The 20,275-nt window shown below is 66.5% G+C and carries 19 protein-coding genes; 10 read left to right on the forward strand and 9 right to left on the reverse strand.

Annotation, left to right across the window (positions count from 1 at the left end):
- The first annotated feature begins 128 nt into the window (after window positions 1-128).
- A complete protein-coding gene (locus ACFWW9_RS17520) occupies window positions 129-2,348 on the forward strand; it encodes a hypothetical protein (RefSeq protein WP_390378175.1) in 2,220 nt (739 codons plus the stop codon).
- A 455-nt stretch (window positions 2,349-2,803) separates the two neighbouring features.
- Here ACFWW9_RS17520 and ACFWW9_RS17525 read toward each other — a convergent pair whose 3' ends face one another.
- On the reverse strand, window positions 2,804-3,427 hold the full coding sequence (locus tag ACFWW9_RS17525; RefSeq protein ID WP_390378178.1) for a hypothetical protein: 624 nt from the start codon (window positions 3,425-3,427) through the stop codon (window positions 2,804-2,806).
- 346 nt (window positions 3,428-3,773) lie between these two features.
- Here ACFWW9_RS17525 and ACFWW9_RS17530 point away from each other — a divergent pair, with 346 nt between their 5' ends.
- The 6 genes from ACFWW9_RS17530 (at window position 3,774) to ACFWW9_RS17555 (ending at window position 9,176) form a co-directional block, all read left to right on the forward strand.
- The gene (locus ACFWW9_RS17530; RefSeq protein ID WP_390378181.1) at window positions 3,774-4,625 is read left to right on the forward strand and encodes a hypothetical protein; all 852 of its coding nucleotides are present in this window, start codon (window positions 3,774-3,776) and stop codon (window positions 4,623-4,625) included.
- Window positions 4,626-4,878: 253 nt separating this feature from the next.
- On the forward strand, window positions 4,879-5,202 hold the full coding sequence (locus ACFWW9_RS17535; protein ID WP_390378184.1) for a hypothetical protein: 324 nt from the start codon (window positions 4,879-4,881) through the stop codon (window positions 5,200-5,202).
- Entirely contained in the window at window positions 5,199-6,935 is a 1,737-nt protein-coding gene (locus ACFWW9_RS17540) for a hypothetical protein (protein ID WP_390378187.1), read from the forward strand. Before ACFWW9_RS17535 ends, ACFWW9_RS17540 begins: the two co-directional genes overlap by 4 nt.
- Window positions 6,936-6,937: 2 nt before the next feature.
- On the forward strand, window positions 6,938-7,102 hold the full coding sequence (locus ACFWW9_RS17545) for a hypothetical protein (RefSeq protein ID WP_390378190.1): 165 nt from the start codon (window positions 6,938-6,940) through the stop codon (window positions 7,100-7,102).
- Between the two features lie 5 nt (window positions 7,103-7,107).
- A complete protein-coding gene (locus ACFWW9_RS17550; RefSeq protein ID WP_390378193.1) occupies window positions 7,108-7,623 on the forward strand; it encodes a hypothetical protein in 516 nt (171 codons plus the stop codon).
- 11 nt (window positions 7,624-7,634) lie between these two features.
- Window positions 7,635-9,176 carry an AAA family ATPase gene (locus ACFWW9_RS17555; RefSeq protein ID WP_390378196.1) on the forward strand — a complete coding sequence of 514 codons (1,542 nt, stop codon included), beginning with the start codon at window positions 7,635-7,637 and terminating at the stop codon, window positions 9,174-9,176.
- Window positions 9,177-9,409: 233 nt separating this feature from the next.
- On the opposite strand, the gene ACFWW9_RS17560 is transcribed toward ACFWW9_RS17555, so the two are convergent.
- Entirely contained in the window at window positions 9,410-9,760 is a 351-nt protein-coding gene (locus ACFWW9_RS17560) for a hypothetical protein (protein WP_390378199.1), read from the reverse strand.
- A 624-nt stretch (window positions 9,761-10,384) separates the two neighbouring features.
- Here ACFWW9_RS17560 and ACFWW9_RS17565 point away from each other — a divergent pair.
- Window positions 10,385-11,200: a hypothetical protein gene (locus ACFWW9_RS17565; protein WP_390378202.1), complete on the forward strand. Its 816-nt coding sequence runs from the start codon at window positions 10,385-10,387 to the stop codon at window positions 11,198-11,200.
- Window positions 11,201-11,349: 149 nt separating this feature from the next.
- Complete coding sequence (locus ACFWW9_RS17570) at window positions 11,350-12,123, forward strand: SDR family oxidoreductase (protein ID WP_390378205.1); 774 nt, start codon at window positions 11,350-11,352, stop codon at window positions 12,121-12,123.
- Between the two features lie 6 nt (window positions 12,124-12,129).
- On the opposite strand, the gene ACFWW9_RS17575 is transcribed toward ACFWW9_RS17570, so the two are convergent.
- The 4 genes from ACFWW9_RS17575 to ACFWW9_RS17590 all read right to left on the reverse strand — a co-directional run bounded on the left by ACFWW9_RS17575 (window position 12,130) and on the right by ACFWW9_RS17590 (window position 15,627).
- Window positions 12,130-12,780 (reverse strand): cyclase family protein, encoded by a 651-nt coding sequence (locus ACFWW9_RS17575; RefSeq protein ID WP_390378208.1) that lies wholly within the window; start codon window positions 12,778-12,780, stop codon window positions 12,130-12,132.
- Entirely contained in the window at window positions 12,764-14,080 is a 1,317-nt protein-coding gene (locus ACFWW9_RS17580; RefSeq protein ID WP_390378211.1) for a methylaspartate mutase, read from the reverse strand. The genes ACFWW9_RS17575 and ACFWW9_RS17580 overlap by 17 nt, the downstream gene beginning before the upstream one ends.
- The gene (locus ACFWW9_RS17585; RefSeq protein ID WP_390378213.1) at window positions 14,077-14,511 is read right to left on the reverse strand and encodes a cobalamin B12-binding domain-containing protein; all 435 of its coding nucleotides are present in this window, start codon (window positions 14,509-14,511) and stop codon (window positions 14,077-14,079) included. Before ACFWW9_RS17585 ends, ACFWW9_RS17580 begins: the two co-directional genes overlap by 4 nt.
- A gap of 84 nt (window positions 14,512-14,595) precedes the next feature.
- The gene (locus tag ACFWW9_RS17590) at window positions 14,596-15,627 is read right to left on the reverse strand and encodes a TauD/TfdA family dioxygenase (protein WP_390378216.1); all 1,032 of its coding nucleotides are present in this window, start codon (window positions 15,625-15,627) and stop codon (window positions 14,596-14,598) included.
- A gap of 298 nt (window positions 15,628-15,925) precedes the next feature.
- Here ACFWW9_RS17590 and ACFWW9_RS17595 point away from each other — a divergent pair, with 298 nt between their 5' ends.
- Window positions 15,926-17,119 (forward strand): acetyl-CoA carboxylase biotin carboxylase subunit family protein, encoded by a 1,194-nt coding sequence (locus ACFWW9_RS17595; RefSeq protein WP_390378219.1) that lies wholly within the window; start codon window positions 15,926-15,928, stop codon window positions 17,117-17,119.
- Window positions 17,120-17,137: 18 nt separating this feature from the next.
- On the opposite strand, the gene ACFWW9_RS17600 is transcribed toward ACFWW9_RS17595, so the two are convergent.
- The 3 genes from ACFWW9_RS17600 to ACFWW9_RS17610 form a co-directional block, all read right to left on the reverse strand.
- Window positions 17,138-17,809, reverse strand: a complete 672-nt coding sequence (locus tag ACFWW9_RS17600; protein WP_390378222.1) for a TfuA-like protein — start codon at window positions 17,807-17,809, stop codon at window positions 17,138-17,140.
- Window positions 17,802-19,019 carry a YcaO-like family protein gene (locus tag ACFWW9_RS17605; RefSeq protein ID WP_390378225.1) on the reverse strand — a complete coding sequence of 406 codons (1,218 nt, stop codon included), beginning with the start codon at window positions 19,017-19,019 and terminating at the stop codon, window positions 17,802-17,804. The genes ACFWW9_RS17600 and ACFWW9_RS17605 overlap by 8 nt, the downstream gene beginning before the upstream one ends.
- Before the next feature lie 114 nt (window positions 19,020-19,133).
- Window positions 19,134-19,289 carry a hypothetical protein gene (locus tag ACFWW9_RS17610; RefSeq protein WP_390378228.1) on the reverse strand — a complete coding sequence of 52 codons (156 nt, stop codon included), beginning with the start codon at window positions 19,287-19,289 and terminating at the stop codon, window positions 19,134-19,136.
- Window positions 19,290-20,275 lie beyond the last annotated feature (986 nt).

Raw genomic sequence — 20,275 nt, forward strand, 5'->3', positions numbered from 1 at the left:
CGATCCTTCGGCGCGGTGAAGAAGCGGTCGAGGAAGCCGTGCACGTCCCGTCGTCGTGTTTGTTGCCTTCTGAGGCGAAGCTCGCGAGATCGCAACCGAGATGTGGCGGTCACCTTCGGGACCTGTCCGTGCGCAGCGCTTCCTGTGACAGTCGCAGCGACTCACGGTCACGATTCCACGGTGAAGCGAATGGTAGTCACTGGTTCGAGTTCGCCGCGAATGTGGCAAGGAGATATTTCTTTGTTGAGGTCAATGCAGGTGGAGAAGCGATGAAAGATGGGAAAGAACGTGGGCCGTCGCCGAACGAGCCCCGTGTCAAGAATCGCAATGAGGCGCGGGACGGTTCCAAGGTCTACCAGCAGGTTGGCGTGCATGTCGGCGATACCGCGTTTCACCACAACGAACAGATTTACAACGTCAACCAAGGCGATCCTCCTGAACGTGTGCACGAGGTTGCCTTGAGTCTTCTGCAGGGAGGCATGCCGCGCCGTGCCGAGAAGCTGTTTGCCGAACTCGTCCTGGATGGCAGGGCTTCGACGGAACGATCATACTATTATATTCTGTCCGTGCTGGGGGATCGATCCTTCAACGACATCACCTCTGAATTGATCAAAAACATCAAGTTCGCGCGAAAAATATGCTCGGACTTCCCTGTCGATGGTTGGACTCGCGCGGTCGAAGTGGTGTGGAGACTCTTTCGTCGAATGCAGTTGGAGTTCATTGGTCAGCAGAATGATCCGGAGTTGACGGATGCCACCAGTGATTTTGCCGGCCTGAGCGCCAGTCGGCAGGATGAAATAACTTTTCACATGGACATGATCCTCGGGGGTGTGGTCCAGGGGTGGTTGGAAGCAAGAAACAAGGATCGAATGGTAAAGGAGCGCACCTCTTCTGACCGGGCTGCGCGAGTGTGGAAGTTTTTCGAGGAAGAGCCTGCTCGCCCGATTGAATACCTGCAGGAAACTGAAAAGGCTGAGCAGCGTGATTGGGTTCGGGCGTTGTTCGGAAGCGTGGCTGTTGTCGTAGGACTGGTAAACCTGATGGATGGACCATTTCATGCGGGCCTGCTGCTTGATATTCCCTTGTTGGTCGCAGGTGGTGGCTCGGCTCTGTGGTATGCGATCAAATCGGAGTCGATTGTTCGGCGATTTGTTGTGAAGGAGCGTGAAGCGCTGCTGCCCAGCGATGACGACGAGTCGTCTTGGGGTACCTTATCGGGATCGTTCAGTGACGACATCGATGAGCTTGTCGACTTCCGATTCGGGCGTGAACGGCCTCTCAACAGCGCTAAATGGGAGGAGTACGCCGCCGGTTACAGGTATCACCTCAAGCGCAGGATCATCAAGCAGTACGGCGGCGGGACCAAGGTCGCCACCACCACAGCCGCCCTCAGGTGGCTCATCCAATGGCATGCGATGCGGGTGGCTGAAGGGTGGAAGGACAGGGCGTTGTTCGACCACAGGGAAACAATGCGCGTCCCCTTCAGGATCTGGGCCATGGTTGCTCTCGGTGTTTTGGTGATGGCCGGCGGGTTTTTCGGGATCCTGCGTGATCAGGAATACTTGGCGGCACTCTTCCTGGCTCCAGGGGCATTTTTCATGGCCTGGGGTGTGGTTCGCATAGCTTCCATCAGGGCTGCGGAAAACTTCATGAGGCAACGTGCGGCCGAACTCCACGTCGAGGAGATGCGGGGTTACGAAGAGTGGAAGGAAAGACTAGCGGACCGGCCAACGGACTCGGAAATCGCGCGCTGGTTGGCGATGGACAAGCTCTACTTGAAGATGGATTTCCTCAGGCGGGCCGGGTTGTCGAGCCACGATCTCGTCGAGCACGTTGTGATGCTCGAGGGGGCCCCGTCCGCGCGCCGCGGTCGAGTCAAGCTAGGGCCTCCTCGTTATGAGGCGTACACGGTTCGCGTGTTATTGCTGACCTCCAGTGGAGTTCGCGCGGCAAAGGTGCACTTGGACTTCATCACCGGGGAGGCGCGCAATGAGAAGCGCGATTTGTTCCGCTACGATGCCCTGGCGTCGGCCAGGGTGACGGAAAAGGGAATGCGCACGACGCACGCCGAGGCAGGCATAGCGGAGCCTGAATTGGAGAACCTGCGTAGCAGGAAGTTCAACCTGTCCTTGGTCAACGGCAAGGAGATCAGCATAACAGCGGGCAGCTTCAGGAATTGGTTCGGTGACAAGACGGAAAGTGAAAGTGAACTGATCGAAGTCGCTTTTCAAACGTCGGGAATAGAGAGTGCGCTTCCGATTCTCGAGGCAGTGGCCGCGGAGGGGCGGCACTGGATAGAACGCGACCAACTGCGCCGCAAGCAGTGGTCGGAGAGATGGGATGAGTGATCCGGGCCGGTGTCTGGTGGCTCTTGTGTTATCGATTCGCAGACGAGAAAAACGGTCGTATGCTTGTCGAGGAAGGCAGGGCGGCGTTGTTCTAAATCGATTTGACAATGCTGTCGAGGTAGAGGTCTAGGCGATGTTCGGTGCAGCCGCAGGGCTGTCGGTACCCGATTCGAGAACTTAGCCGATCGAACTCGAACTCAGGCGGAGTGCATCCGCGGACGCCGGGGGAGGAGCATGCGACAGGCCGTCGTGATCAAGATCGTCCTGGTGACGGCGATGACGGTTCTTGCGAATGTCCGCATGGATCACCGGTCGAGGCTGGTGATCAGGTTCGACGGTTCGCCGTGGACGGTCTTGACCACGTCCTCGTGGTTTTTCGGAGGGGTGTCCATGTTTTGTCCGTGATTTGTCCACCTGAGCACCGGCCGAGATGCGCTCTCCTGATCGGTGGTGTCCTACATGGTGGTCGTGCGCACCACGATGTCGAGGACGGTCTTCATCGTGGGCCACGACGCGGTGTTCGCCGAGCCGTAGACGATGTAGTCGATGCCGCCGGTTCGCCAGTACCGGCCGAAGGCGTGCCTCTGCTCACCGTCCTTCGTGTAGAGGAACTCCCACACCACGGTGTTGGAGTTTCCGCTCACCCGCTCCAGGCGTAGACGTTGGTAACCCTGACTGATCCCGCCGTTCTGCGTCTCGTTGCTCGCGACCGAGTCGAGCAGCGGAAGGGGACCCGATGGGCTGCCGCCGAGGCGGATCAAGCTACCCGGTGACTCGGGGTTGTCCACCTGGATGTTGGTGGCTTGTGTCCCTGCTTTGACCAGCCAGTTCGACGGCACTTCGGCAGAGATCCCGTTGGGTCCGGTCACCCGGTGGAAGCCGCTCGTGACCGTGCTCGACGGTGACGAAGGGACGGTGGTGCTGGTCGTCGTGAAGCGCGAAGTCGTTTTCGACCACGTTTCGCCGGTGGTGATGAGCGCCTGTGGTCGATCCGCTTGCGCCGCCGCGTCGGACTTCTCTCCGCTGTCGCCCTTCAACGCCACGACCACTACGACGGCGGCAACGGCGACGAACGCCAACCCACCCGCGACGAGCACGGCCATCATGCCCCGATCCCGCTTCGGTTCGGGGACCTGCCAAGTCGTCGGCTGCGCGAGGAGGTCGTCCGGTGGCGTCCGAGGATTCGGGTTCGGGAGGGGGAACGCGCTGTGGCCGGGTGGTTCGCTCATCTTCGTGTCTCCGCATTTTTGGTGATTCCACCGAGTTCGAGTCAAAGGCATCCGTCGGCTCCTATCGCCGGCGGACCACGTGGTGTTTCGCCGTTCCCTGTCGGACCGTCGGGCATCCGACGGGGAACGGGTGAAATATCGCGCGGGGTGACACGTTCCGGACGGTCGCTGCGATGTCTCCCGTAGTCGTAGGTGGATGAGCCGAGCCGATGAGGAGGACACGGCTGTGGTGACGCTGTGCTCGGTGTGTGGGAAACCCTTGTCCGGCAAGGACATCGACTGTCCAACCTGCGGTTCGGTCGACCGGCCGTCGACCGGACCGGCCGGCGACGCCAGTGTCGTCGTCACTTCTTCCGCAAAGGCGGTTCCGGGAAGGATCCTCACGGGCACGGTGGTCTCGATCGGGGGAACTCGGCAGGAACCAGTGGTGAGCAAGGCGGTTCCGGTCGTGTGCCGGGTCGCCGCTGCGGCAGCGCTCGTGGCGCTGGCCGGAAGCGTGCTTGTCGGAAAAACGCCGCCCTCCTCGGGAACTACTATTTTTGCGCTCTTCTGCCTTCTGCTCCTGACTGGTCTCGGATTCGCCCTGCGCGGGGCCACGGCCAAGGCGAACTCGACGTCCGGCTCGGCTCGAAGCCCGTTGCTCCTGTCCGCGCAGGTGGCATCGGATGAACACCCCGGTGTGCGCAAGGTTCTCCGCGCGATCGGGCGCGTCCTCCTCCAGCCCCTGAGGGCAGTGCTCCGCGGACCAGCGGTCGTCGTCGTGCCGCTGTCCGTCAAAGAGGTGAGCGGGGTGAGCACGAGGTGTGATGTCCGGGGAGCGGTGCGGGGAGGGATGCCCGTGCAGGGAGACGTGGTCGAGGTGTACGGAAGGCGCGTGCGAGAGGGGACCGTTCTGGTGCGCCAGTTCGTCGACACCTCCGACGGCGGCTCGAAGCCGGTGCGGCTGCCGACCGCTTGCGCCGTCGTGCGCGTGACCTCGGCTGCGATCGCCTGCACGTGGACGTTCGCGGCCTTCGGAATCACCGTGCTCCTCGTGTTCGGCCGGTGAACGTGCTCGGAATTCGAGTAATACCAGGGGACATCGATGCGATAGGGCCGAAAGCGGATGGGCGACGTCCCGTTCGGGCCCAATGGAACGCGATCTCACAGGGAGTTGGTGGCGGATGCCCCGACCATTGATCAACAACGCTGCCACGACGTCCTTCGGTCTGGCAGGTCCTCGCGCCAAGGTGGCGACGGCCGGTCGTCGAAGAGTCCTGACCAGCCGGAGGTCGCAGGAGTATCAACGCGCGCTGCGAGCCATGGACAGTTCGGGCCACGTCGTCACCGCGGACCTGGCCAAGATCGTCGACGATGTCCGGCGGGAATTCGACGAGACCAACAGCGCCTCCCCGTTCGGCATCGTCGCCAAGTGCTACCTGGGGGCCCCGTACGAGGTGCACACGCTCGCGTTGGACGGCTCGATCATCGACCACTACGCGGTTGGGAAGGTGCTTCCCGGCGGACTGGAACGGGCTCGCTCGCTCGCCGTCTCCGTCGCCTACAGCGCCATCGAGGTGTACACCGATCGAATGGTGTGCGTTCGGGTCGACGGATCCGTTGTCGCACTGGAGAGTGACGCGTGAACAACAGCATTCACATCCCGCAGTTGAACGACGTGGTGCGGGCGATGAACAACCTCAGCCAAGCGCAGCTCGAGATGTTCCAACGGCAGGACGTGCTGCAGAGCTCGATCGGCCAGGTCGCGGCGACGGGCGACCAGACCCGGACGGACCTCCAACAGCTCGCCGCCCGCTTCGACGACTTCGCCCTGCGGGAGGAACTGCGGCACAACCTGCAGGTCGCGCACACCGAGATCATCCAGGTCCGGCAGCAGTTGTCCACCGAGTTCGGCCACTTCAACGAGGTTCGCCGGCTCGCCACCGGGACCCTGCAAGCCCTGGACACGGGCATCGTGTCCCAGACGGCGATCCGGCAGCTCTCCGAGGAGTTGATGCTGCTGACGCCTCGTTACTGGCTCGCTCCCGCGCTGGTCGGACTCGCGGCGTGGATCCGCGACGAACCGGACCTGGCCTACCAAGCCCTCAACGAGGCCGTGCGCCGGGACAACGACAAGGCCTCTCTGTTCTTCGCGATGGTCCTGCGACGCAATCAGCGGGACGAGGCAGCGGCCAGGTGGGTTCGGCAGTACGTCGTGCGCCAGGATCCGGCAAAGCTCTCCCGCGAGTTCATGGTGGTGCTCGACGCCGTGAGCAGCGGGGTTTTCGGGCACGCGGCCAAGCCGCTGGTGCTGACGGAGATCGCCGGGTGGACCGAGAGGCTGTCCGAGGACCCCGGCGTCGTCGACAACCAGGTGGTGCGCTGGGAGCGGATGTTGGAGGCGCTCCGGCGTCCGGTGGACCCGAGATACCGGATCCTGCCCGTCATCAGTCCGACTTGGCCGAAGCTCAAGGAGCTGTACGAGGGGGCGACCGTCCACGGCGCCGCGCAGGAGCACTTCGCCGCCGTCTTCGCCGGCCCCGTCGCACTCGGTGCGGATCTTCGGCAACGCGTCGACGAGATCCTCGACGGCTTGGTCCAGAACTTCGACTCCGAGGAAGCACCGCTCCGGTACCGGGAAGCCGAGCTGCAGGCCCTCATCAAGGCTGACGGTAACAAGTCGTTGGCTGACCAGGAGATGCGCCGCCTCGACCCGGTGCACGAGCAGACGGTGGACCTCCTCACCCTGATCAGCAATGCTGCTCTGCACGCGGAGCAAGCCGGTGCTTCGCAGGGAACCAGGCGGTTCGCGATCGCGTCGGCCAAGGATTGGATCGTGCAGGCGGCAGGCAGGCTCGAGGTGCGCAACGGCGCTGCTGTGCCACCGGTCGTGGAAGTGGCGATCGAGGGCTGGACCGGCATGATCGACGGATCGACGGACGAGAACCATCTCGCCGCAGGCCTGGCGCGGCACATCGACGTCCAAACCGATCGCGCGGTGGCGCAGGTGCGTTTCACCGGCAAACCGCTGGCCTTCGCGATCGGAGCCGGGTTCGCGCTGGTGTTCGCGCTCATGGCGGCGCTGAACGGCGACGCGGGCACTGGAGCGTTCTTCCTCGCGGTCGTCGCGGTGCTCGCGGCGTCGACGTTCTACCTCGCACGAGCCCTTCCCGCCAGGCGCGCCGAGCTTCGCAGGCAGGGTGAGCAGCGCAAGGCGGTGGCTGTCGACCAGTTGCGCGGTGGGATCGCCGAACTGGTGGACCTGAACCAGGACTGGCGGGAGCAGTGCGCCTTCGCGCCTGGACTGCGCGACTACCTCGAAAGCCTCCAGGCCTCGCAGTTCGCCTTGGACGCGCCCGACCAGAGACGAGGACTGTGACCATGCCCGGACCGGACTTCGGCGAGTCGCGTGAGCCGTCCCCACCCGCGCACCGGCACGAGGAACGAACGGCGGCCCCACCCGACTCCGAGCTGGCGATCGCCCTGCCCGAGTGGAACCTGTTGCCTCCGGCGGAGTTCCTCCAACGCCACTCGCGGCGGAGGTGATCGGGATGTTGGGTGCTCCCGGTCCCTACGCCGCGTGGGTCAGCTGGCTCGAGGCCTACGGCCGTGGTGAAGACCTGCCCATCGGCCACCTGGCCCCGATCGACCCGCGCATGGGTCCGGAGATGTTCGAACGGCTGATGGCCCAGGTGGACAAGGCGTTCACCGCGCGTCAGCGGCGCTGGACCGAGGCACTGGGCAAGGACTTGCGGGGGCTGTCCGGCGACCCCGTCAACGGGGTGTCGGCCGTGGCCGTCGTGCTGAACAACGCTCGCAGGAGGCTCGGACCGCTGCGGGCGTTCACCGAGCACCCCGCGTTCACTTCGGAGATGCAGGAGTCTCTGCGTGACAGTCTGAAGAAGACGGTGAAGTCCGCACAGGAGAGTCTGGTGAAGACCACCAAGTACGCGCCGTTCGAGCTGCGGGCGGCGGTGCGCGACAACGACCTGTTGCGCGCACTTCCGTCACCACCGGCCGTTCCACTCACTCAGGCGCCTCCACAGGGGCGCCGAGTCATCCTCTGAACAGGAGCGGTATGCCCAACGGGGCGGAAACGAAGCTGTTGCTGGAGTCCTACCTACTGGCGAGGATTCCGTTCGTGTCGGCGCGGACGGTCGAACGGGGGCGGTTCCTGGAGATACTCGCGGAAGTGGCCGATGCGAAAACGTTCGACATCAGGGTCCACACCCTGAGCCAAGGTCTGCGCGACCTCAAGACCAAGCAGGTGATCTCCGACGACAAGTCGTTGCTTGGCGCGTTGGACATGGTCGGGGACCTCTTCCAGTCGCGGTCGAACGTCACGGTCGTGTTCACCGACGTGCAGCACCTCGGCGAGGACAACGAGGTGTCGCGCCGATTCGCCGACCTCGCGGCGCTCGCCGAGGAGCACGGCGGGTGCATCGTCGTGATCAGCTCCGACCCCGTGTGGAAGCCGCTGCAGCGGATGGGCATGTCCCTCGCGCTCGACCTGCCGGACGTCGACGAGATGCGTGCGGAGATCGAGGGCTTCCTGCGACAGTACTCCGGGGCGATCCCGATCGAGTGGGGTCCGCAGGAGTTCGACCAAGCCGCGTCGATCCTCGCCGGGATCACCAAGATCGAGGCGTTGAACATCCTCTCGACGTTCGTGGTGAAGAAGTCCATCGTCAAGGACGACCTGGTCGCCCTGACCAGGATGAAGGACTCGATCTTCAGCGAGTTGTCCGGGATCGAGCGGGTCGTGCTCAACCCGGCCGACAACAAGGTCGGTGGGCTGGAAGGTCTGCGCCAGTGGCTGGACCGCAAGCGATCCCTGTTGACCATGGACCTGCGTGATCGGGGCATGCGCGCTCCACGGGGGGTGCTCCTGATCGGGGTGCCGGGATGCGGCAAGTCGTTGTCGGCGAAGGCCATCGCCTCGGACTGGCAGCTCCCGCTGTACCGCCTGGACATGGGCGCCATCTTCGGGGCGTACGTCGGTCAGTCGGAGAACCGGTTGCGTGAGGCGTTGGCGACCGCGGATTCGGTGTCCCCGTGCGTCCTCTGGATCGACGAGATCGAGAAGGGCCTCGCAGGTGCGGGTACGGAGAGCACCGGCGTCACGACTCGCCTGGTGGGCCAGTTCCTCTACTGGCTGCAGGAGTCGAGGGGACGGGTGTTCGTCGTCGCCACGGCGAACGACGTGCGCGCGTTGCCTCAGGAGCTGCTCCGCACAGGTCGCTTCGACGACATGTTCTTCCTCGACCTGCCCGAGCCCGACGAGCGCCGGGAGATCATCGAGATCTACCTGAGGAAGTACCTCCGCGTGCAGGTTCCCGCGGAGTTGGTGAGCGAACTCGTGGAACTCAGCGAAGGTTTCGCCGGTTCGGACTTGAACGCGGCGGTGACGGAGATCGGCTACGAGGCGATCCGGGTAGGGGATGACAACGTTCCGTTCGACTTCTACCTGAAGGCGTTCAACAACATCATCCCGTTGCTCAGGTCCGCGCCGGAGAGGGTGGAGGAGATCCGCCAACTGCGCGATCGGGCCATTCCAGCGTCGGGACGTGCGCGGACACCGGAGAAGATCGGCGGTTCACGTCGTGTTGTCCTGGGCTGAGCAGTGCCAGGGGTCGCCGACCTGGTCAACCCTGGTCGGCGACCTCGCCACGTGAAGTCCCGAGACCACTTGGTGGGCGGCCACGTCGTCCGCCCAGGTCTTCTCGGCACGACAGCCGTGGTGGAGCGCACCGGCATTGGCCGGTAGCCGGGATTCGATCACGGCTGTGGACCCGGAGGAGCATCCGTGGAGTCGGCGAGCGCGCCGATCGGTCAGTCCCAAGGTTTCACAGGTCATGCCGTCTGGCTGCTGAGGTAGTCCTCGACGTCGAAACCGTGCTGTTCCAGACGGTAACGGGCAGTCAAGAGCTCTTCGGCGGTGAACAGTTGTCCGTACTTCGGTTTGAGCACCACTGCTTCCAGGCTGTGAGCCAACATCCGTTCCTGCCACAGACGAGTGAAGCCGTCCGAAGCATTCGGGCCCCGGAGCAGGATCTGTGCTGCTCCAACGCCCCTGTGCACCGTGACCATGTCGAGGAACTGCTTGGCCCGGTAGTTGATCGTTCGGGCCAGGAAGCGGTACCCCTCGTACAACTCCGCCTCGAACTCGTGTGCCAGTGCGGCCTGCGCCTGCTCGTTGTCCATGCGTACTCCGCTCGCCGTCCGTCTTTGTGCTTCGAGCAGTAGTGCCGCGGTGTTACAGGAGTCAGGTCGTCAGCGAGGTGATCGCCTCGCATCGTGGATCAACTCGTCATGTGGGACTCGGCGGACGGTCTGGATGGCCACGTCGAGCCAGCGAGGCGGTCCTGGGTGTCGTCGAGGTACCGTCGGAATACGCGTCCGAGGTCCCGTGCTTGTGGTGTGGTCGGCAGCCGGAGGTGCTCGTCGTTGGCGGCATGGTGGGACGAGGATGGTCGGGTAGCGGGTGTTCGCGGCTGGTTCGGGGATTGGCGTAATATCGGGGGAACGTTAGCGGTGCGAATCTTTTGTGCGGGGGAGATGGTTAGTCTTTCTTAATGTTTTTGGTGGTGGACTGGTGGGTCGAGTGGGGTATGTCGTTATGGACCAGTGGGCTCGTGCGTCAAGTCGGGTGTCTTGGTTGGGGTTGGCGGGCTGCGGCGTTGCAGGGTGAGAGTTACGTTGGCTAAAAAATGCCAAATGGGCGTTGCCGCAACATTCTCGTCAATGTGGTGGCCTAGGGTAATGGTCGTGGGCTCTGGGAGTTGATCGCTCTTGGATGATGCCTCGTGATGTCGAACTTCGAACTCCATGGGCAGAGAGGAAGGTATGGAAGGTTCGAGCTCTGGGATCACGTCCAAGGATCAGATGCGTATTATTCGCATTATCGAGGAGCAGAACGCAGACCCTCGGGTCGTGGCCGAGATCTTCGACGTCCACCACGACCTGGTGCGCCAGTGGCTCGCCGAGCACCGTGCGGGCAGGCTGGAGGCGCTGCGCACCGAGGGGAAGCTGGGACGGCCGGCCGCGATGTCGAAGCAGCAGGTCCGGGAGCTCTACCTGCTGCTGAGGGACCGCGAACCGGCCGAGTTCGGGCTGGGCGCGCCGCTGTGGACCCGTGAGCTGGTGGGGCTGCTCATCCAGTGGGAGTTCGAGCTCCAGCTGTCGCAGCCGACCATCACGAAGATCCTCGCGGGCCTGGGCCTGCATTCGCCGCGGAATTCCTCGCGGGCGCTGGGCGGGGTGACCGCCGACGTGCTGATGCGGGCCAAAGCCGCGGAAGTCGGTGCGAAGCTGCTTTTCGGCCGGGTGGTCAAGCTGGACCACGGTGCGCGTTTCGGCGGGAGTGAGCAGGATCGCATGATCAGTGCGATCGACGGTCGGGGCCGAGCCCTTTTCTCCGTGTCGTCCGCCGAACCCGATGTCGAGCGGTTGGTGGAGTTCGGCAACGGTCTGCTGTTCGACAGCGCCAAGCCGATATTCCTCGCGATGCGGTGCCGGTCCGATCACAAGCTCGCCCGGTTGCGGGAATTCGTGGAGGAGACCCGAGGGCGGTTGGGCCTTTTCCTGCACCACGTGCGGGACGACGGCACGACGTTCATCGAGTTCGTGTTCCACAAATCCTAGGGCGAACGGCGGCTCGGGCGGGGGTTCGGTGGGGATTCTGCCGGGCGATCTGCCGGTGTTCTGCCGCTCGTGGGCGGAGCGCCTCGCCGCTACTGTCGGAGTGGCGAATGCTCGCGTTCGGGTGAGGCGTCGAAGGGTTGACCGGATTCATGGATCTCGGGTTGAGCGGGCGGGTCGCCGTGGTGTGCGCGTCGACCGGCGGTCTCGGCGCCGCGGTGGCCCGAGCGCTGGGCGCCGAGGGCGCCAAGGTCGTGGTCAGCGGTCGGCGGGACGAGGTGGCGCGTGAGGTCGCGGCCGAGTTGCCCACCGGCGTCGGCATCGGCGTGGACCTCTTGGCCCCCAACGGGGTGGACCGGCTCGTCGACTTCGCCGAGACGTCGTTCGGGCCGGTGGACATCGTGGTGCTCAACGGGCCTGGGCCTCGGCCCGGCCGGGTCACCGAGGTGGGGGAGGACGACCTCGCGACGGCGGTCGACTCGCTGCTCGCCGTCCACCACCGGCTGCTCACCCGCGTCCTGCCGCACATGCGGAGCGCGGGGTGGGGGCGGGTGCTCGCCATCGGGTCCAGCGCGGTGGTCTCGCCGATCGCCGACCTCGCCCTGTCCGGGATCGGGCGCACCGCTTTGGCTTCGTACCTGAAGATGCTGGCCACCGAGGTCGCTCCGGACGGCGTGACGGTCAACATGCTGCTGCCCGGACGCGTCGAGACCGAGCGGGTGCGGCGGATCGACGCCGAACGCGCTCGGCGGTCCGGGATCGAGGTCGACGCGGTGCGGGCGGCGTCCGCGGCGGCGATCCCCGCGCGACGCCACGGCACACCCGCCGAGTTCGGCGCCGTCGCGGCCTTCCTCTGCTCGGCCCAGGCTTCCTACGTGACCGGCGGTGCCGTGCGCTGCGACGGCGGGGCTTCGCCTGTGCTGTAAGGGTTCTCAGTCCACCAGGGCCAGCACCCGCGCGGGCGCGCCGTCGCCGCCGAGGACGTTGAGCACCCCGACGAACAGCGTGCACCAGCGACCGGTGACCTCCCGCAGCACCAGGTTCTCCACGAGCAGGGTTCCCGCGCCCAGCAGCGCGTTGTGCACGTCGTAGGGGAAGCCCTCCCACCGCATGCTCATCGGGAGTTCGGGGCTGATCGTGTCCATGCCGATGAGCCGGAGCCCGGTGTCCGCCGCCCACTCCGCCGCGTCGGCCGAGAGGTACGGGTGGGCGTCCACGTAGGCCGGGTCGCGGTACCGGTCGTCCCAGCCGGTGCGGATCAGCAGAGCGTCGCCGCGCTCCAGGCCTTCGGCCGCCTTCAGGTCGGCCGCGGTGATCGGCTCCGCGCCGTCCCGCAGCACCTCCAGGCAGTACGCCCGGCCGATGAGCGACGACAGAGGCAGCTGGTCGACCGTGGCGCCCGCTTCGACGAAGTGCGCCGGGGCGTCCAGGTGGGTGCCGATGTGGGTCGGGAGGTCCAGCCGCATGACCCGCATCCGGTGCTCCTCCCAGGTGTTGGTGGACGTGAACCGAGGGGGCTGGATCGTGCGGGCGTGCGGCATGCCGGTCTCCAGCGGGTGGGACAGGTCAACGGTGCGAGGCATGCGGATCTCCTGTGGTCGGGGTCTGGTTGTCGAGTTCGGGGACGTGCTCGGCCGACAGCGCCCGGTCGTCGAACTTCCGCTCCACGTAGGTGAGCGCGCGCAGCAGGCCGCTGGAGGTCAGCCGGGCCGACCCGGTGGTCGTCGCGAACGAGGGGATCGGCATGCGGCCGATGTCGCTCCACCGCAGCTCGCCGTCCGCGTCGAGGTAGCTGCGGGACAGGCCGCGGTTGTCCGGGTGCAGGCAGTACGGGAGGTCCAGCACGCCGAAGGCGAACGCCTTCGCCAGCGCGCGCCCCACGTCGTCGTCGAGGTCGAGGACGGCGTCGATCAACGCCCTGGCCTCCGCCCTCACCTCGCCGGTCTCGGTCGGCGCAGCCTGCGGCGCGGTCGCGGCGGTCGCGGCGGATTCGAGGGCGGCGACGTTCTCCTCGATCGTCGGGATGCGGAACGCCTCCGCGGTGGTCTTGACGATCAGCCGCATCGCGCCCGTCCGAGCGGCGAGCCGGGCCGCGCTGTCGTTCAACAGCCGCGCCCCCGCCTCGGTGCGGGGGTACACGCCCATGTACGTGTAGACCACCACGTGGTGGTCGACGGTCGGCAGCAGTTCCGCCGCGAGTCCCCGCAGCGCGAGCACGGCGTCCACGTCCTGGTGCTCGTTCGTCTGCTGGGCGTAGCTGAGCGAGACGCCGCGGATCCCGCGCTGCGCGAAGTACAGGCCCTCCAACAGGCTCAGCGCGACCAGCAGGCCCGGCGGGCACAGCTGGCCGAGCATGCACCCGCCGAACGTCTCGACGTGGGCGTCGACCCCCGGCGCGGCCAGCAGGTCGCACGTCTCGTCCCAGTTGGCGAGCGACTCCTCCAGCGGGATCCGCCCGTACGGCAGGCAGTACGAGACCGGGCCGCCCTCGGTCGCGCTCATGCCGGACAGCAGCATCGCCCGGATGATCGGCTGCGGCGTCGGCGACCCGTGCCGGACCTGGATCGGCACGCCGACACCGCGGATCACCGACCTGGTCACCGCGCGCCGGTGGGTGGCGAGCGGGAACCCGTTCAACGCCTGACCGCCCGCGGCGACCGCCCGTTCGGCGGCGGCCAGGTTCCCGGTGCGCGTGTAGCTGTCGATCGTGATCGTGCCGACCGTGGCCGCCCGCGCGCCCGCCACCGCGAGCAGGCCCGCCCGCATCTGCGCGGCGTCGCCGAACCCCATCCGCGGCTGGACGACGAGTCGGCCCGCCGCGGCGGCGGCGCGGACGGCGGCGTCGAACGACCTGCCGGTGTGGCAGGCGAGTTCCACCGTCATGAAGCGCCGCACAGTTCGAGTTCGCGCACGAAGTCCTTCAACGCCAACGGACTCGCGTTGTCCTCGAACACCGCGGTGAACCCCGCGCCCAGCAGCGCCTCGCGCAGGTGCCGGTCCGCGCCGCCGGTGATCCCCAGCTTGCCCCCGATCACCGCGGGGACGGTCGGGGCCACCTCGCGCAGCAGCCGGATGGCGAGCAGCCCGTCGGAGTAGCCGTGGCCGTTGACCGTGCTGAACACCACCAGGTCCGGGCGGTGCTCGCGGCAGTGGTCCGCGACCTCCTCCGCGGGCGTGCAGCAGCCCAGGTTGTCGACGTGGTGGCCGAGTTCCTCGAGGAACAGCTGGAGGTAGATCAGGTTCCAGGTGTGCGCGTCCGACACGGTGCCCGTGACGGCCACGCGCAGCCTGGTCCGCACTGGTTCGACGGTCACGCTACTCCACGCCAAGCGCTTCGGGTCCGAGGGCGATGCCCTTCCGCGGAAGGGGTTTCCGAGCTTCGCGGGGGTCCGCGTCCCTCATCGGTGCAGCCGACGGCTGCCCGCGTCGGCGCGGTCGCGGATGTTCCACAGGGTGCGCCGGATGTAGGTGCGCTGGAGCCACCGGTCGTCGCCCTGGTAGGTCGCGGTGAAGTAGGACCGGGCGTGGATCCCCTTGCGGTTGTTGATGAGCAGCGCCTGGCCCGCGTCGAGCTTGGCGACCTGCGCGACCGAGGGGTCCACGCACGCGGCCTGGAGGCCCTTGAACGCCACCTCGGCCTCGTCCGCCAGGAACACGACGCCGTTGGCCGCGACGGCCAGTTCCGGCGCGTGGTCGGGGCCGGAGACGATCGGCACGGGCACGGACAGCACCTGCTTGCCGCCCGCGAACATCCGGGTGTAGCCGCCGGGCGCGTTGAGGCGGAACAGCGGCTTGCGCAGGGTGGCGACGGTGTCCGGGTCGAGCGCTCCCAGCAGGTCCCGGCCGTCGGCGTAGACGGTCATCGCCGCCTTCTCCGGGTCGGGGCGGAGGCAGTTCAGCACGAGGAAGTCCGGGTTGCTGACGTCGTAGTGGCCCTGCTCGTCGTGCACGAGGTCGTTGTGGAAGTTCAGGTTGACGATCGACCCCTGGCTCGTCTGCGTCGTGGCGCCCGCGGCGACCGGGACGACGTCGTGCACGGCCCGACCGTCCTTTTCGGTCAGGAACGACACGACTTCGCCGAGGAGCCCGGAGAGGCCGAGCAGCACGCCCTCGGAGACGAAGGTCGACTTGTCCAGGCTGGGGCCGCCGTCGTTCGGTGTCGGGGGCAGCGCCGGGTCGACGGGGAGGTTCTCGACGAGCATCACGCCGGGCATGTCGGTGTGCCTGCCGAAGTCGAGGAAGGTCTGGAGTTCCGACTCCGGGAGCTCGGCGAACGCGCGGTAGAGCTGCGCGCTGGCCTCGTCCACCCGGCCCTCCGGGTTCGGCAGCACCGCGAGGCGGGCCTGGATGCGGTCACGGGTCTCGTCCGAGAGCGCGATCCGAGCGATCGCCTTCGAGCCGCCTGCCCCGAGAAATCCGATCGTGTCCATTGTCTCTCCCTTCTGCGAGATGACGATGCTGATCAGAAATCGCCATGTGCTTTCGACCGCGCCGACTTGAGGCGCGTGGCACGCGTCGATTCGATCGTAGTCACGACAATCGCCCGTCCGCAGCGGCAGAAGTCCGGCAGAAAGGCGTTCTCCGGACGGCTGAACTGCCGCTCAGCGCGGTGGTCGGCGCCTTGCGGCCGACCGGTGGTCGCGTGTAGTAATTGGGCCGCGAGGGTCTGCGCCAATTCCCTTGTCACCGTGATTTGGAGGAGAAGTGGCTCGCCAACGGGTGGCTCTCGTGAGCCAGTTCGCCTACGACGCTTACCGGCACGACGACGGCAGCCCCTTTTTCCACCCGGACGAATTCGACGTCACCTTCCTGGCGCGACCGCGGGACGTCGCGCGCCTGACCCCCGGCCAGGTGGGTCGGGCCATCCCGGTCGACATCGACGACCCGGTCGGCCTCGACCGCGCGCTGCCCGAGCTGGTCCACGGCCTCGGCCTCGACCGGGTCGTGACGACCAGGGAGGTGCTGATGCTGCCCGTGGCGCGGTTGCGCGAGGCGCTCGGCATCGAGGGCACGGGCGTGGAGCGGACGCGGGTGCTGCGCGACAAGCTGGTGATGAAGCGCCACTTCTCGGACCGGGGCGTCCGGGTGCCGGAGTTCCGGGAGATCGCCGAGCCGGTCGACGCGGCCGAGCTGCTCGACAAGTTCGGTGCCGTCGTCCTCAAACCCGTCCTGGGCGCGGGGTCCGAGGGTGTGCACGTGGTCCGCGACCACGACGAGCTGATGAGCTTGCAACGGCGGGGACTCGGTGGTTCGGAGCGGTACGAGGCGGAGGAGTTCATCTCCGGCCGCCAGTTCCACCTCGACAGCGTGGTCCGGAACGGCGTGCCGACGTCCGTCTCGGTGTCGGTGTACCTCGACTCGCACGAGGCGTTCCCTCTGGGCGGGCAGATCCGGTCGCACACCCTCGACGACGGCCCGGACCTCGACCTCCTGCTGGAGTTCAACCGCGCGGTGCTCGGGTGCGCCACGTGGTTCAGCGGCTCCACGCACCTCGAAGCCTTCCTCGACGACGAGGGACGGCCGGTGTTCTGCGAGGTGGCGGGCCGTCCGGGCGGGGCGGGCGTGGAGACCGCGTTCCGGTACCGCCACGGCGTCTCACCGCTGTTCGCCAGCGTGATGCCGCAGGTCGGGCGCGATGTGCCGGACGGGGACGACCGGGCGGGCCTGGACGAGCCCGCGACCGGGTGGTCGATGATGTACCCGCCGGTGCTCGGCCGCTTCCAGGGGTACGCCGCGCTGCCGCGGGCCGACTGGCTGCTCCAGCTGACGACGCCCTACCGCGAGGGGGACCTCGTCGGCCCTCCCTCGCAGTCGTCGGACGCGATGGCGATCGCCGCCGTCAGCGGCCGGGACGCGGGTGAGGTCGTGCGCAGGCTCGCCGAGGTGAAAGCCGGGATCGCCGTGTCCATCACCCAGGGGTGACGGGACACGGCTCCGGGTTCAGGGCCGCTCGTCGGTCCACGGCCGGGTGGCCAGGAACCGCACCAGGTCCGCGGTCTTCAGCCGGTGCCGGTGCAGACCGGCGACCTCGGTGGCCGCGGACTCGGCGTCCAGCCCGCAGACCTTCACGAGCGTCCACTTGAGACGATCCTTGGTCCGCTCCCCGTACCACCGGTTCTTCAGCTCACCGACGGCGTCGTCCCGCGCTTCGGCCGTGACGACCCCGCGGTCGAGCAGCTCGGCGAGGAACGAGCGGAGGTGCACCATGGGCTCCGAGATGGCCTGGAACGGCGCCTCCGTGGAGTGCAGCAGCGCCACCTCGTCGTCGTCGAACTCCGGGTCGGCCGCGTACATCTCGTACACGTCGCCGAAGCCGCGCATGCCCAGCGACCGCATCTCGGCGCCGCGGATCGCGCCCATGGAGCACAGCCCCCACACCGTCCAGCCCCGGTCCATGGCGGTGCGGATCTCCGCGTGGCCGACCGAGGGGAAGCTGTGGAAGGTGCCGTCCACGATGAAGAGGAGGCCGGGCTCCACGCCGCTCTCCAGCAGCTCGTCGACGTCGCCGCGTCGGACGGGCGGCCGGATCTCGATGCCGGGGGGCGTCAACGAGGCCAGGTCGAGGCCGTGCGCCGACGGGCCGACGTACATGATCGTGTTCCGCTCAGACACGGGCGGCCTCGCGGGTCTTGAGGTGGTGCGCGAGCCTCGGGCCCACCCGCCGGAGTTCCGGCTCGAAGGACTCGAGCTTCGGGACGATGACCTTGACGACGGCGAGGTCCATGTCCGGTGAGGACAGCACGACGCGGAAGACCTGGTCGATCCCCTGACCGCGCAAGGCGGTCGCGAGGTGGGACAGCGCGCCGGGGAGGTCGGTGATGTCCTCGGGGCCTGTCGGGATCTCGGAGTACTTGATCGTCCGCGAGGTGTCGGTGACCCGCTTGCGCAGCTGGCCCGCGGCCTGGATCTCGATCTGGCCGTCGAGCTGCGAGAAGTAGCGGAACCGCTCGATCAGGTCGTCACGCCCGCCGTGGATGTAGGACAGCCGCGACTGCGCCGCCTCGCTGAGCGCGCGCACCGTGGCGATGTCGCGCAGCGGGTGCAGGCCCGAGCCGTGGGCGATCGCGATCGGGGCGTCGTCGTTCGGCTCCAGGATGAACCCCTGGAAGTGCGGCAGGCCGAAGGCGCTGGGCGTGTACCTGACCACGCCCCGCAGCCCCGCGGCGGCGATCTTGGTCAAGAGGTTCTCGACGTCGTCGTTCGGCTCGTCGAGCTCGACGAACAGCGAGTCGTCGCGGATGAAGTTGAACGCGTTGACGTCCCGTTCGAGGACTTCCGCGATCCCGTGCACGGTGGCCTCGTCGACGGAGTTCCCGGAGCACAGCCCGTTCGTGCTCGTGCCGAAGATGCGCTGGGCCGGGTTCTCCGGGTAGGGGGAGAAGACGAGTTCGGCGGGCAGCGCGACGCGGTGGCCGGTGAACACCTCCTCCGCCTCGACGCAGGACAGCGGGCCGTCCGGGTCGACCTCGTTGCCCAGCAGCGGGCACAGGTCGACGAACGAGAACGAGACGTGCTCCTGGCCCGCGACCTCGCGGGGCGTCGAGACGAACGTCTTCACCGTGCCCGTGCGGTGCTCGGCCATGGCGAACTCGATGGCCTCCATGTAGGCCCCGACCTTGGCCTCCAGCGGGCGGACCCCTTTGCCGGCGTTCACGCACAACGACCCGGCCGCCGCGCCGGGGCGGATGCTCGAGTACACGGGGATGCCGATGTAGTCCAGCCAGGTGGTGTCGGTGACCCTGGTGATGCCGATCTCCGCGGCGAGCTTCCTGGCTCGGGACAAGGTGGTCTCCAGCGGGACTTCGCGGAGACTCGACGTCATGCGGTGCAACTAGCCCTCCCTGCTGCGACGGTGGTCCGGCGAGAGCGGCGGGGCACGCGGGCTGCACCGGAATGCCGCGCGCGTGCCCCGCCTGGTTCAGCTCACAGCCCGAGATCAGCCCTCGGTGCGGTGGAAGCTCTGAGCCCCGTGGCCGACGTGGAAGCTCTGGGCACCGTGGCTGACGAGACCCGCCGACAGGGCGTCCTCGTTCTGGAGCGCGCTGGTGAATTCAGCGGCCGAGTCCTGGTCCAGCGTGAAAGAGTTGTTCATCGAGACCCTCCTCATTAATTGATTTCGTCGGCGAGAAGCGCCAACTATTCGGACGCTACAGTGGGCCGAGTCGTGGACGCAAGGAAACTTCCGGCAAGGCCGTGAAACTGCCGATTCGCCACGTCGGAGAGGGCGGCAGAAAGCGGCAGAATAGGAAGTCGTGAGGCAGTTTCGCTTAATTTCTGCCTCAGGGGAGCGTGTTCTCGAATGAATTGATCTCCGGGGAAATAGGCGTCCGCCACCGCTCGATCGGCCCACGACGTCCTGGCTGCTGTGAGAGGGCGCAGTGGCACAGGTGTGCCAGAACGGGTAGTCGTGTCGGGTCGGTGTGGGGCACGGAGTGGACGCGGTCGTGCCTTCGCGCTTTAATTTTTGGTAAAGGCGAGGGGGTGGGGTCTCGTTTGGTGCCGCTTGATTAGTTCGGCCGTGGTTGACAATTGACTCGGCTCAGTCGAGTGATGACCCGGTGAGGTGCCGTCACCTGCGGTTATGGTGGAGTGTTGTGACTTTCTTTACGAAAAAATATGCGCAGGCAGTTTATTTGCGATAATCGGGATTCCTCGTTCTTGCCAATATCGATTGGCAATGCTAACGCCTTCTCGGGTATCACACGGATTTCACATGAGGTGCCATAATCTAATTGCGCCGAACAGGTGATGGACAAAAATATAGATTCGAATTCTCCTCGTTGCTCATTTACGGGGAACTTGATCATGCAAGGTCGGGTACGACAACGGAGCAGGCGCCTTCGGTCGAGGTGTCACTGGGGGAGTAGTTGTGAACGGGACTGCGGATTGATAACCGCCTTTGGCGCTCGTCGCCAGATTTGACGGAAGGGTCACCGTTGCGATTGCGCAATCATGACGTGGTGTTGGAGAACCCCTCGCCGCCGGAGTTGTCCGTCGGCGTCGGGAGCGGCGGCGACGAGGGGGTGAGGGCTACGGCGTTCGGCCGACGACTCCGCGATCTGCGACTCAGGACCGGGC

Origin of the sequence: Umezawaea sp. NPDC059074, from assembly GCF_042738955.1 — a bacterium.
Classification (GTDB): domain Bacteria; phylum Actinomycetota; class Actinomycetes; order Mycobacteriales; family Pseudonocardiaceae; genus Umezawaea.

Coding starts and splice junctions, on each gene's coding strand:
- ACFWW9_RS17545 (WP_390378190.1), top strand. CDS start 6,938: ATGCCCGGACCGGACTTCGGCGAGTCGCGTGAGCCGTCCCCACCCGCG.
- ACFWW9_RS17555 (WP_390378196.1), top strand. CDS start 7,635: ATGCCCAACGGGGCGGAAACGAAGCTGTTGCTGGAGTCCTACCTACTG.
- ACFWW9_RS17580 (WP_390378211.1), bottom strand. CDS start 14,080: ATGACGGTGGAACTCGCCTGCCACACCGGCAGGTCGTTCGACGCCGCC.
- ACFWW9_RS17535 (WP_390378184.1), top strand. CDS start 4,879: ATGGACAGTTCGGGCCACGTCGTCACCGCGGACCTGGCCAAGATCGTC.
- ACFWW9_RS17590 (WP_390378216.1), bottom strand. CDS start 15,627: ATGGACACGATCGGATTTCTCGGGGCAGGCGGCTCGAAGGCGATCGCT.
- ACFWW9_RS17610 (WP_390378228.1), bottom strand. CDS start 19,289: ATGAACAACTCTTTCACGCTGGACCAGGACTCGGCCGCTGAATTCACC.
- ACFWW9_RS17560 (WP_390378199.1), bottom strand. CDS start 9,760: ATGGACAACGAGCAGGCGCAGGCCGCACTGGCACACGAGTTCGAGGCG.
- ACFWW9_RS17565 (WP_390378202.1), top strand. CDS start 10,385: ATGGGCAGAGAGGAAGGTATGGAAGGTTCGAGCTCTGGGATCACGTCC.
- ACFWW9_RS17550 (WP_390378193.1), top strand. CDS start 7,108: ATGTTGGGTGCTCCCGGTCCCTACGCCGCGTGGGTCAGCTGGCTCGAG.
- ACFWW9_RS17530 (WP_390378181.1), top strand. CDS start 3,774: ATGAGCCGAGCCGATGAGGAGGACACGGCTGTGGTGACGCTGTGCTCG.
- ACFWW9_RS17575 (WP_390378208.1), bottom strand. CDS start 12,780: ATGCCTCGCACCGTTGACCTGTCCCACCCGCTGGAGACCGGCATGCCG.
- ACFWW9_RS17570 (WP_390378205.1), top strand. CDS start 11,350: ATGGATCTCGGGTTGAGCGGGCGGGTCGCCGTGGTGTGCGCGTCGACC.
- ACFWW9_RS17605 (WP_390378225.1), bottom strand. CDS start 19,019: ATGACGTCGAGTCTCCGCGAAGTCCCGCTGGAGACCACCTTGTCCCGA.